Origin of the sequence: Micromonospora radicis, assembly GCF_003583405.1 — a bacterium.
GTDB lineage: Bacteria > Actinomycetota > Actinomycetes > Mycobacteriales > Micromonosporaceae > Micromonospora > Micromonospora radicis.
This window is the reverse complement of the sequence record NZ_QXEC01000018.1, coordinates 111,998-122,374: the sequence shown is the minus strand read 5'-3', so window position 1 is coordinate 122,374 and position 10,377 is coordinate 111,998. Positions and strand designations below refer to the sequence as shown.

The following is a 10,377-nucleotide window of genomic DNA, read 5'->3' as shown; positions in this document are numbered from 1 at the left end:
GTGGTCTTCCGCGTGGGGCGTGGTCTTCCGCGTGGGGCGTGGTCTTCCGCGTGGGGCGTGGTCCGGCAGGGCGGGGGTGTGCTTCGCGGGGTGGGGGTGGTCCGGCAGGGCGGGGGTGTGCTCCGCGGGGTGGGGGTGGTCCCGGGGGCCGAGCGTGGTCCCCCGGGGCCGGGGCGCGCCCGGCGCGGTGTTCCCGGGCCGGGCGCGCCCGGGTCAGCGGCGGTTGTACCGATACATGGTCAGGGTGCCGAAGAGCCCGATGAACAGGGCGCTCCACAGCACCATCCAGGTCATGCTCGACGCGTCCGTCGTACCGGCCATCGCCGCGCGTACCGAGGAGACCAGGTGCGTGATCGGGTTGGCCTTGACGAACGCCTGGAGCCAGCCGGGCATGGTCGACGGGTCGACGAAGACGTTGCTGAGGAAGGTCAGCGGGAACAGCACCATCATGCTGACCCCCATCACCGACTTCTCGCTGCGCAGCACCAGCCCGAAGAAGGTCCAGACCCAGGAGAAGGCGAACGAGAAGACCACCAGCAGGCCGATCCCGGCGAGTACGCCGAGCACGCCGCCGTCGGGGCGGAAGCCGAGCACCAGCCCGACGCTGAGGATCACCACCGCCGCCAGGACGTAGCGCAGCACATCGCCGACGATCATCCCGACCAGCGCCGCGGGACGCCAGACCGGCAGCGTCCGGAACCGGTCGAAGACGCCCTTCTCGATGTCGGTGTTCAGCCCGATCCCGGTGTACATCGTGATCATCACGACGCTGGTGACCATGATTCCGGGCAGGAAGAACTGCAGGTAGTCACGGGGGCTGTCGGCGAGTGCGCCACCGAACAGGTACGTGAACATCAGCACCATGATGATCGGGAACGCGGTCACGTCGAACAGTTGCTCCGGCACATGCTTGATCTTCAGCATGGCCCGCCAACTGAAGGTCAGCGACGCCGACAGCGGGCTCGGTCGCGCTGGTCGCTCACCCGGCGCCAGGATCATCCCCAACGCCTCGGCCGAGGGCACGTAGACGGTCGGCGCCCGGTCGGCCGAGGTGGCGGTGTCGCTGCTCATCGGGCTGCCTCCAACTCGTCGTCCCGCTCGGCCTCGACCGGTACGGCGGGGTGGTCGGTCAGGGCCAGGAAGACCTCGTCCAGGCTCGGCTGGCCGAGCGAGAAGTCGTCCACCACGACCCCGGCCCGGGACAGCTCGGCCAGTGCCCGGGCGGCCTGCGCGCCGGCGTCCAGGTCGCTGCCGTCGCCGCCGACTCGGGCGGTGATGCTCACCGGGTCCGCCTCCAGCTGCACCGGCACGCCCAGCGTCGCCTGGAGCAGTCGCTCCGCCTCGGGACGCTGGGCCGCGTCGCGCAGCCGCAGGTGGATCGTGCCGGAACCGACCGACGACTTCAGCTCGCCCGGGGTGCCCTCCGCGATCACCCGGCCATGGTCGACCACCGCGATCCGGCTGGCCAGCTTGTCGGCCTCGTCCAGGTACTGCGTGGTCAGCAGCACGGTCGTGCCGTGGGCGACCACCGCCCGGACGATCTCCCACACCTGGTTACGGCTGCGCGGATCCAACCCGGTCGTCGGCTCGTCGAGGAAGAGCAGGTCCGGGGTGTTGAGGATGCTGGCCGCGATGTCGATGCGGCGGCGCATGCCGCCCGAGTACTTCTTCACCTGCCGCCCGGCCGCATCGGTCAGCCCGAACGCGGTCAGCAACTGCTCCGCCCGCTGGGCGGCGGCTGGCCTGCGCAGCCCGAGCAGCCGACCCAGGAGGACCAGGTTCTCGGTGCCGGTCAGATCCTCGTCGACCGAGGCGTACTGGCCGGTGAGGCTGACCCGGGCGCGGACGGCGTCGGCCTCGCCGACCACGTCGTGACCGAACACCCGGGCCCGTCCACCGTCGGGACGCAGCAGCGTGGCCAGCACCCGTACCGCCGTGGTCTTGCCGGCGCCGTTCGGGCCGAGCAGCCCGTACACGGCGCCGGCCGGCACCTGTAGGTCGATGCCGGCGAGGGCGTGTGTCTCGCCGAACGACTTGGTCAGACCTTCGGCCTCGACGGCGAGACCGGTGCGTCTATTCATGATGTCGACAGTTCCTTCCGATTCGGGGGCGACGGCGCCGGGCGGACCGACCCGACCGGCGCGCACACCGCATGCCGACCAGCACAGCGCATCCGTACGACAAGAATCCGCCACGCTCGCCGGCCGCCTGCTACAACGACGGCGCGCGGCACTGGTTGTCCACGGCTTCCCCCTGATGGCGCGAGACGCCGGGCAGCCGCTGCTAGATCTGATCTAGCAGCGGCTACCCGGGCGCGCGGCGGGGCCGGCGGCCGGCCCTTACCGGCGGCTGGCCCTTACCGGCGGTCGGCCCTTACCGGCGGTCGGCCCTTACCGGCGGTCGGCCCTTACCGGCGGCTGGCCGCTGCCGGCCGTGGCCCCTACCGGCAGTGGCGGTGCGCCACTGCCGGCCCCCGTTGCCCGGGCCACTGCCGGCCCCGGTCACCAGGCGGTGTCGAGTCGGTGCCGCTGCTCGGGCGTCAACGCAAGTTCGACGGCACCGAGGCACTCCTCCAGCTGCGCCACCGACGAGACACCCACCAGCGGAACGGTCGGCATCTCACCGTCGATCAACCAGGCCAGCACCACCTGGTTCGCCGTCGCGCCGGTCTGCTGCGCCACCTCCCGCAACGCGGCCAACCGGACCGGGGCGCTCGGCAGGTCGTACGCCGGGCCCAACGGCTTGTCCGACCGGGTGTAGGCACCCCACAGCAGCGACCCGTACGAGACCAGGGTCAGTCCGGGCTCGGCGCGCAGATAGCTGGTCAGTTCGCCGCCCACCGCGCCCACGTTGCCGTCCCGGTCCAGGTCCGTCGGCCCGTCCAGCCGGCTCGGCAGGTAGCTGCGGTGGTACTGGAGCACCTCGTAGCCGGGTAGACCGGCCGTGGCGGCCAGCGCGCGGGCCCGCTCCACCCGCCAGGTGCGGTGGTTGCTCGCCCCGAGCAGCCCGACCGTGCCGTCGGCGACCAGCTCGGCGAAGCCCTCGACCGTCTCCCGGATCGGTACGGTGTGGTCCTCGATGTGGGCGTAGAGCAGGTCCAGCCGGTCGACCCCGAGCCGTTCCCGGCTGCGCTCGGCGGACTCCCGGATCATCTTGGCCGACAGGCCCTCCGGGTTGTCGAGGTAGCTGGTGCCGGGGGCCAGTGGCCGCGCGCCGAGCTTGGTGGCGATGACGATCTCGTCGCCGATCCCGCGGCTGCGTCGCCACCGGCCCAGCAACTCCTCGCTGTCGCCGCCCTGCCCGCCGGTCATCCAGAACGCGTAGTTGTTCGACGTGTCGACGAAGGTGCCGCCGGCCTCGACGAAGCGGTCCAGGATCGCGTACGAGGTGGCCTCGTCGGTCTTCGTGCCGAAGAGCATCGCGCCGAGGCTGAGCACGCTGACCTCGCGCCGGGTACGCGGGTCGGTGCCGATGGTGCGGTACCGCATGGGGGAACTCCTCTCGTGCGCCCGAACTGGTGGACGCGCCACCAGCCTGCGACTTCGAGCGCACTCGAGGTCAAGCCCGCAGTTCAGTCGGCGATCAGCCGGGGATGTAGTCGAAGGTGTCCGGGTCGGGGCCGGTCCGCCCGTCCGCACCGCGGTCCAGCAGGGTGATCCGCTCCATCGTCGCCTCGTCCAGCTCGAAGTCGAAGAGCTGGAAGTTCTCCTCGATCCGCTGCGGCGTGGTCGACTTGGGGAAGACGACGTCGCCGCGCTGGAGGTGCCAGCGCAGCACCACCTGGGCCGGCGTCCGGCCGACCTGCTCGGCGATGTCGGTGATGGTCGGGTCGTCGAGTACGGCACCCTGTGCGATGGGCGACCACGCCTCGGTGACGATGCCGTTGCGGGCCCCGTACGCCCGTACCTCGTCGTTGGTGAAGTACGGGTGCGCCTCGATCTGGTTGACCGCGGGCACCACGTCGGCCTCGGCCGCCAGCAGCTCCAGGTGCGCCACCTGGAAGTTGGAGACGCCGATGGAACGGGCCCGGCCGTCGGCCTTGAACTCCTCCAGCACCTTCCAGGTGGAGACGAAGTCGCCGTCGTAGCGGGTCGGCAGCGGCCAGTGGATCAGGAACAGGTCGAGGTAGTCGGTGCGCAGCGCGTCCAGCGAGGCCTGGAACGCGGACCGGGCGTCGTCCGGGCGGTGGAATCCGTTGTTCAGCTTGCTGGTCAGGTAGACGTCGTCGCGGGCCAGCCCCGCCGTGCGTACGCCCTGCCCGACCTCGGCCTCGTTGCCGTACATCTCGGCGGTGTCGACATGCCGGTAGCCGACCCCCAGCGCGAGGCGGACCGCCTCGGTGGTGTCGGCCGGGGCGATCTGGAACACCCCGAATCCGAGCTGGGGGATGGTGTTGCCGTCGTTCAGCGTGATGTCCGCAACCGTGCTCGCCATTCGTCCGGCATACCCGCTGGCGGCGGCCTTCTCACCCGACCCTGGTGGGGCGTTTCCGACCTGTTCAGCGACGCCGCAGCGCGGTGGAGTCGAGCCGGTAGCCGATCGTGTGGTCGACGATCCGTTCGACCAGTTCCGCCTTACGCAGTCCGCCGACACCGCGCAGCCGGAGGTTCGCGGCCAGGGCCCGCAACTGCCGCAGCGACCAACCCGAGAGGTACGCCGTACCGTCGGCGCGGCTGGGCAGGGCCGCCAGGCGCGCCGCGTCCCGGGCCGGGTCGGTGCCGGCGCCCGCAGCGGTCGGCTTGGCAGCCGCGCGGGCGGCCGGGGTGCTGCCGTGGTCCGGGCCGGTCACCTCGGGTGCCGTTCGGGTTGGAGGTGTTCGAGGAACTCGGTGGCGAGCCGGCGTAACTCGTCCCGGACGGCGGGCACGGTGACCCGGTCGCGCAGCACCACGGGCACGCCGCGCGGGGTGTTGGTGGCGTAGAGGGTGACGTTCTCCCGCAGCGGGGTTGGGAAGACCGGCAGGCCGAGGTTGCGGACCTGGTCCATGTAGCTCTGGTGGGTGGCGATCGGCTGCCGCGACAGCAGCTGGATCATCGTGAAGACCACCCCGGCCACGTCGGGGGCGACCTTCTGGTGCCGGCGTACGGTGGCGAACCGGCGGGCGTCGGCGTTGTACTGGTCCACCAGTTCCCGCACGTTGCCGTGCAGGTAGTCGATCCCGAGCGTGGACAGGTAGTCGGCCTTGGCCGGGATGACCAGGTGGTCGCTGGCGATGATGGCCGACTGGGTGACCACGTTGAAGTTCGGCGGGCAGTCGATCAACACCAGGTCGTACGGGTCCAGGCCGTCGGCCAGCAGCCCCTCGGCCAGCGAACCGCGTACCCGGAACAGTTCGGCGTCGTACTCCTCGCCACCGGCCACGCTGCGGGCCAGGGCCAGATCGATGTCGACCAGTTGCAGGTGTGAGGCGATCAGGTCGAGCCGGCCGGCACCGGAGAGTCGGGAGTTCGCCGGCCCCGGCGACACCACCAGTTCACCGAGGGTGACCGTCGGCTGGCCGCCGCGTAGGCCGTCGTACCACCGCTTCACCGTCCGGCTGTCGCGGAGCCGTTCCCGCCAGTCGTCCGGGTCGTAGAAGCCGAAGGTCAGGCTGGCCTGCGGGTCAAGGTCGATGAGCAGTACCTTCATCCCCCGGTTGGCCAGTTCGGCGCCGAGGTTGGCGGTCACCGTGGTCTTGCCGACCCCGCCCTTGTAGTTGATCACGGACACGACGTACATCGACGTACCTCCCCAGACCGGGAACGGTAGCCGATGTCGATCATCTGCCGCCGCGGACCGTGATCGCCCGTCACCGCCCGTCGTCCACAAGGGTCCGCCGGGGTGGGTGCAGCCGGTCGGTACACCGCAATCGAATCGAACAGCGGCAATCCCCGGGGCAGGCGCGATGCTGGACCGAACGGCTACCCGCCTTAGCTGAACAGGCACTTTGCCTTGTCGCCGTGGTGCATCAGGATTGCACAAACATCCGGCGCACGGGGGTGCGGAAAGCCGGATACCCACAGAGGAAGGACGTGGCACATCGTGGTGCCTTTCTCAGGCCGGAGGGTTCTCGCCGCGATCGCGGCCAGTACGCTCCTGGGCACGGTGGCGCTGGCCGGTCCGGCGCAGGCCAGCCCGAACAACAACACGGTCAAGAAACTGACCAAGGCGGTGACGGTCAAGGGCGTACTGAAGCACCTCGACAAGTTCCAGGCCATCGCCGACGCCAACGACGGCACCCGCGCCTCCGGCACCCCCGGCTACGACGCGAGCGCCGACTACGTGGCCGGGCTGCTGAAGAAGGCCGGCTACCAGGTGACCCGGCAGCAGTTCGACTTCGCGTTCTACGAGGAGTTCGGCTCGTCGTTCGCCCAGGTGGCTCCGACCCCGACCACGTACACCGACGGGGTCGACTACGCGCTGATGGACTACTCCGGCGCCGGGGTCGCGGAGGGCCTCGTCGTGCCGGTGGACCTCGCCCTCGCACCGCCGCGCGCTTCGACCTCGGGCTGTGAGGCCAGTGACTTCGCCGGGGTGGACGTGGTCGGCAAGATCGCGCTGATGCAGCGCGGCACCTGCGCCTTCGGTGACAAGGTCGCCAACGCGGAGGCGGCCGGCGCCGCCGGGGCGATCGTGATGAACCAGGGCAACGGTACGCCGGAGGCCAACCCCGACCGCTACGACTTCTTCGGCGGCACCCTCGGCGCGCCGGTGGGCATCCCGGCCGTCTCGGTCTCGTACTACACGGGTGAGCAGTTCGCGGCGACCGCCGGTCTGGTCCTGCGGATCGAGGCCGACACCACCTCGGAGATCCGCAGCACCGAGAACGTCTTCGCGCAGAGCAAGCACGGCCGTACCGACAACGTCGTCGTGGCCGGGGCGCACCTGGACTCGGACCCGGCCGGGCCGGGCTTCAACGACAACGGCACCGGCAGCGCCGCCCTGCTCGAGGTCGCGCTGCAGATGGCGAAGGTCAAGCCGTACAACGCGGTCCGCTTCGCCTGGTGGGGCGCGGAGGAGGCCGGGCTGATCGGCTCGCAGTACTACGTGGACAGCCTGACCGAGCAGCAGGTCGCCGACATCGCCCTCTACCTCAACTTCGACATGATCGGCTCGCCGAACTACGTGTTCGGGGTGTACGACGGTGACGACTCGGCGCAGCAGGGTGCCGGCCCGGGGCCGGAGGGCTCGGCGGAGATCGAGAAGGTCTTCGAGGACTTCTTCGCCTCCCGGAAGCTGCCCACCGTGCCCTCCGACTTCACCGGACGCTCGGACTACGGCGCCTTCATCAACGTCGACATCCCCGCCGGTGGTCTCTTCACCGGCGCCGAGGGCATCAAGACGGCCGAGGAGGCCGCCCTCTTCGGTGGGGTCGCCGGGGTCGCCTACGACCCGTGCTACCACCAGGCCTGCGACAGCCGTACGCCGGTCGCCGACGGCGCCGACGCGGCCGTCTACAAGTCACTGGGCAAGAAGTACAAGCTGCACGGCAACGTCAACGTCTTCGCGCTCGACGTCAACGCCGACGCCATCGCCGCCTCGGTGATCACGTTCGCGTTCGACACCTCGGCCGTGAACGGCGTGCCGGGCAAGGCGCCCGGCAAGGGTAAGGGCAAGGGCAAGCCGCACGGCCACAAGCACGGCCACAAGCACGGTCACCAGCACCACTGGAAGTAGGCCCAACCAGCTCTGACCGGGCCGGGCCCCGCACACCGGGGCCCGGCCCGGTCGCGTGACACCGGCGGTCGGCTGGCTGCGTGCCGTCCGACGGTCGGGCCGCGCCGGGTGGCGCCGCCCCCGGCGGCCGGGCCTTGCCCCAGCGGCCGGGCCTTGCCCAGGCGGCCGGGCCTCATCCCGGCGGTCGGGCCGCGCCGGGCGGCGTCGTACCCGGCGGCGGGGCCGACCGGGTCAGTCGCCAGTACTGCCGCTTGTCCTCGTCGCGGACCACCACCCCGTAGCGGCCGAGTTCCGCGCGCAGCTCCCGGGCTTCGGCGCGCCGGTCGCCCTGCACCGCCTCCTGCCGCGCCCGCAGCAGCGCGTCCGCGCCGTCGGGCAGCCCGGGCAGTCCCGGCACCCACCGCCGGTACGCGTCCCGATGCGGGTCGCTCTCCGCCCACGGCCAGCCATGTGCCCGGAACGCCTCGGCCAACTGGCCGGCGGGCAGGTCGGACTGCTGCCGGACCAACTCGTCCTCGTCCACGCCGAGCAGTACCAGGTCCTTGCCGTCGACGAAGACCACCCTGGTCTGGGACCGGCCGAACTCCCGCTCGGCGCCGCCCCGGCGCAGCCGTACCCGGATGCTGTCCACGGTGACCCTGACCCGCTCTGCCGTACCGATCGCGCCGAACGCCAGCCCGGCGAGGACGCCGACCGCCACCCCGCCACCCAGGGCGTACGAGTCGGACAGGCCGTCGACGAAGCGGAACAGCCCCTGCGCCGGTGCCCATGGCAGGCCGGCCACCCAGCCGGCCCCGGCGGCCAGCAGCCCACCGGCCGCGGCGCCGACGACGGGGAGCCCGGCCCAGAGCACCAGCAGTTCGCTGGCACCGCCACCGACCACGCTCGGTGCGCCGTACGCCGTCACGTCACCTCCCGACGCATCGTCCGGACCAGGCCGGCGAGCAGCGGCACGACCAGCCAGACCAGCAGCGACACCCCGAGCCGCCCCCACTGCCCCGCAGTGATCTCGGGGGTGAACAACGGCTCCATCGTGCGTCCCACGTCGAGCCACTCGGCCGCCCGGCGCAGCGGGCGGACCAGTTCACCCACGATCGCCCAGGCGTTCGGCAACACCAGGTAGGTCACGATGGCCAGCGGGGTGTTCAGCAGCAGCAGGCCGAAGCCGGCGCCCAGCAGCACGTTGGCCACCTGGAACACGGTGGCGTGCAGGATCAGCGTGCCCTCGATCCGCCAACTGCCGGCACCGCCGGTGGCGCCCGCGACCAGCGTGGCGACGGCGGCGACGGCGAAACTCGCCAGCAGGGAGGCCAGCGCCGCCACGACCAGCGTGGCGAGCTTGGCGATGATCACCCGTTCCCGCCGGGGCACCAGCGCGAACGTGGTCAACGCGGTGCGCTGCGACCACTCGCTGGTGATCGAGAGGATGCCGAGCACCGGCAGCAGCAGCCCGACCGGGAGCAGCGACGGGAGGAAGAAGTTGACGAAGGTCTGTTCGGCGTCGGGGGCGTACAGCAGTTGGAGCGTGGCGATGCCGGCGGTGACCAGGCCGATGGTGAACAGCAGCCAGCGGCCGGCCCGGGTGTCGACGAGTTTGCGCAGCTCCACGCCGGTGAGTCGGGCCAACGACGGCCGGTGTTGGGCCGACCGGGTGAGTTCGGGTGCGGTGGCGGTGGTCATCGGACGGGCTCCTCGGTCGGTCGGACGGTCGCGCCGGAAACGGTGGGGTGGGCGGCCGCGGCGGTGTTGTCCGCCTGGGCGGTGAGGGTGAGGAAGAGTTGTTCCAGGCCACCCCCGCCGGCTGGCCGCAGCTCGGTGAGCGCGACCCCGGCGGCCAGCGCGGCCTCGCCGACCGCGTCGGTGTCGGCACCGACGATCAGCCCGGCGGTGCCCTCACTGACCGGCAGGCCGGCCCGCTCCAGCGCGCCGCGCAACGCCGCCCGGTCGCGGGCCCGCACCAGCGTGCCGTCGCCGGCCAGCAGTTCGTCCTTGTCGCCCTGCGCAACGATCCGGCCACCCCCGATCACCACCAGCCGGTCCGCGACCGCCTCGACCTCGCGCAGCAGGTGGGAGGAGAGCAGCACGGTGCCGCCCCGGTCGGCGAAGTCGCGCAGCAGGCCGCGCATCCAGAAGATGCCCTCCGGGTCAAGGCCGTTGGCCGGCTCGTCCAGCACCAGCACCTGCGGGTCGCCGAGCAGCGCGTGTGCCAGGCCGAGGCGCTGCCGCATCCCCAACGAGTACGCCCGGACCCGGCGCTTCGCCGCGGCCGCGTTCAGTCCGACCCGGTCCAGTACCGCGCCCACCGTCCGCCGGTCCACCCCCATGGTGGCGGCGGCCACGGTGAGGGCCTCCCGACCGGTACGCCCGGCGTGCTGGGCCGAGGCGTCCAGCAGCACCCCGACGGTGCGGCCCGGGTTGGGCAGCTGCCGGTAGGGGCGGCCGGCGACGGTGGCCGTGCCGGTGGTCGGCGGGGTGAGCCCACAGATCATCCGCATGGTGGTGGACTTGCCGGCCCCGTTGGGCCCGAGAAAGCCGGTGACCGTGCCCGGCTCGCAGCGGAAGGAGACGTCCTCGACGGCGGTGTGCCGCCCGTACCGTTTGGTCAACTGGGCTACCTCGATCATGCAGCCCAGGCTGCCGGGGCCGGCCGGCTGCGCGCAGCGGCCGACGGTCTCCGGCCCGGTAGACCAAGGTCGGCGCCGAGGCCTCGACTTTGGTAGC

At 71.7% G+C, this 10,377-nt stretch carries 10 protein-coding genes; 1 reads left to right on the top strand and 9 read right to left on the bottom strand.

Annotated elements, in window-relative coordinates; all coding sequences use genetic code 11:
• Positions 1–213: 213 nt before the first annotated feature.
• The 6 genes from D2L64_RS18960 to D2L64_RS18935 all read right to left on the bottom strand — a co-directional run bounded on the left by D2L64_RS18960 (position 214) and on the right by D2L64_RS18935 (position 5,718).
• Complete coding sequence (locus D2L64_RS18960; RefSeq protein ID WP_119578378.1) at positions 214–1,071, bottom strand: ABC transporter permease; 858 nt, start codon at positions 1,069–1,071, stop codon at positions 214–216.
• Entirely contained in the window at positions 1,068–2,081 is a 1,014-nt protein-coding gene (locus D2L64_RS18955) for an ATP-binding cassette domain-containing protein (RefSeq protein WP_199714612.1), read from the bottom strand. Before D2L64_RS18955 ends, D2L64_RS18960 begins: the two co-directional genes overlap by 4 nt.
• Positions 2,082–2,501: 420 nt before the next feature.
• Positions 2,502–3,488, bottom strand: coding sequence for an aldo/keto reductase (locus tag D2L64_RS18950; protein WP_119578376.1), 987 nt, complete (start codon positions 3,486–3,488; stop codon positions 2,502–2,504).
• Positions 3,489–3,582: 94 nt separating this feature from the next.
• Positions 3,583–4,434 (bottom strand): aldo/keto reductase, encoded by an 852-nt coding sequence (locus tag D2L64_RS18945; RefSeq protein ID WP_119578374.1) that lies wholly within the window; start codon positions 4,432–4,434, stop codon positions 3,583–3,585.
• A gap of 64 nt (positions 4,435–4,498) precedes the next feature.
• Positions 4,499–4,789, bottom strand: coding sequence for a hypothetical protein (locus D2L64_RS18940; protein WP_119578372.1), 291 nt, complete (start codon positions 4,787–4,789; stop codon positions 4,499–4,501).
• The gene (locus D2L64_RS18935) at positions 4,786–5,718 is read right to left on the bottom strand and encodes a ParA family protein (protein ID WP_119578370.1); all 933 of its coding nucleotides are present in this window, start codon (positions 5,716–5,718) and stop codon (positions 4,786–4,788) included. The genes D2L64_RS18940 and D2L64_RS18935 overlap by 4 nt, the downstream gene beginning before the upstream one ends.
• A gap of 303 nt (positions 5,719–6,021) precedes the next feature.
• Between D2L64_RS18935 and D2L64_RS28405 the strand changes: the two genes are divergently transcribed.
• On the top strand, positions 6,022–7,656 hold the full coding sequence (locus tag D2L64_RS28405) for a M28 family metallopeptidase (RefSeq protein ID WP_407663137.1): 1,635 nt from the start codon (positions 6,022–6,024) through the stop codon (positions 7,654–7,656).
• A gap of 172 nt (positions 7,657–7,828) precedes the next feature.
• Here D2L64_RS28405 and D2L64_RS18925 read toward each other — a convergent pair whose 3' ends face one another.
• The 3 genes from D2L64_RS18925 to D2L64_RS18915 are packed head-to-tail and all read right to left on the bottom strand — an operon-like array spanning position 7,829 to position 10,280.
• On the bottom strand, positions 7,829–8,563 hold the full coding sequence (locus D2L64_RS18925; RefSeq protein ID WP_119578368.1) for a YqeB family protein: 735 nt from the start codon (positions 8,561–8,563) through the stop codon (positions 7,829–7,831).
• Complete coding sequence (locus tag D2L64_RS18920) at positions 8,560–9,336, bottom strand: ABC transporter permease (RefSeq protein ID WP_119578366.1); 777 nt, start codon at positions 9,334–9,336, stop codon at positions 8,560–8,562. The genes D2L64_RS18925 and D2L64_RS18920 overlap by 4 nt, the downstream gene beginning before the upstream one ends.
• Positions 9,333–10,280, bottom strand: a complete 948-nt coding sequence (locus tag D2L64_RS18915; RefSeq protein WP_119578364.1) for an ABC transporter ATP-binding protein — start codon at positions 10,278–10,280, stop codon at positions 9,333–9,335. The genes D2L64_RS18920 and D2L64_RS18915 overlap by 4 nt, the downstream gene beginning before the upstream one ends.
• Positions 10,281–10,377 lie beyond the last annotated feature (97 nt).

Excerpts from the sequence above, each read along its gene's own strand:
- D2L64_RS18960 (WP_119578378.1), bottom strand. The coding sequence starts at position 1,071 with ATGAGCAGCGACACCGCCACCTCGGCCGACCGGGCGCCGACCGTCTAC.
- D2L64_RS18955 (WP_199714612.1), bottom strand. The coding sequence starts at position 2,081 with ATGAATAGACGCACCGGTCTCGCCGTCGAGGCCGAAGGTCTGACCAAG.
- D2L64_RS18950 (WP_119578376.1), bottom strand. The coding sequence starts at position 3,488 with ATGCGGTACCGCACCATCGGCACCGACCCGCGTACCCGGCGCGAGGTC.
- D2L64_RS18945 (WP_119578374.1), bottom strand. The coding sequence starts at position 4,434 with ATGGCGAGCACGGTTGCGGACATCACGCTGAACGACGGCAACACCATC.
- D2L64_RS18935 (WP_119578370.1), bottom strand. The coding sequence starts at position 5,718 with ATGTACGTCGTGTCCGTGATCAACTACAAGGGCGGGGTCGGCAAGACC.
- D2L64_RS18920 (WP_119578366.1), bottom strand. The coding sequence starts at position 9,336 with ATGACCACCGCCACCGCACCCGAACTCACCCGGTCGGCCCAACACCGG.
- D2L64_RS18915 (WP_119578364.1), bottom strand. The coding sequence starts at position 10,280 with ATGATCGAGGTAGCCCAGTTGACCAAACGGTACGGGCGGCACACCGCC.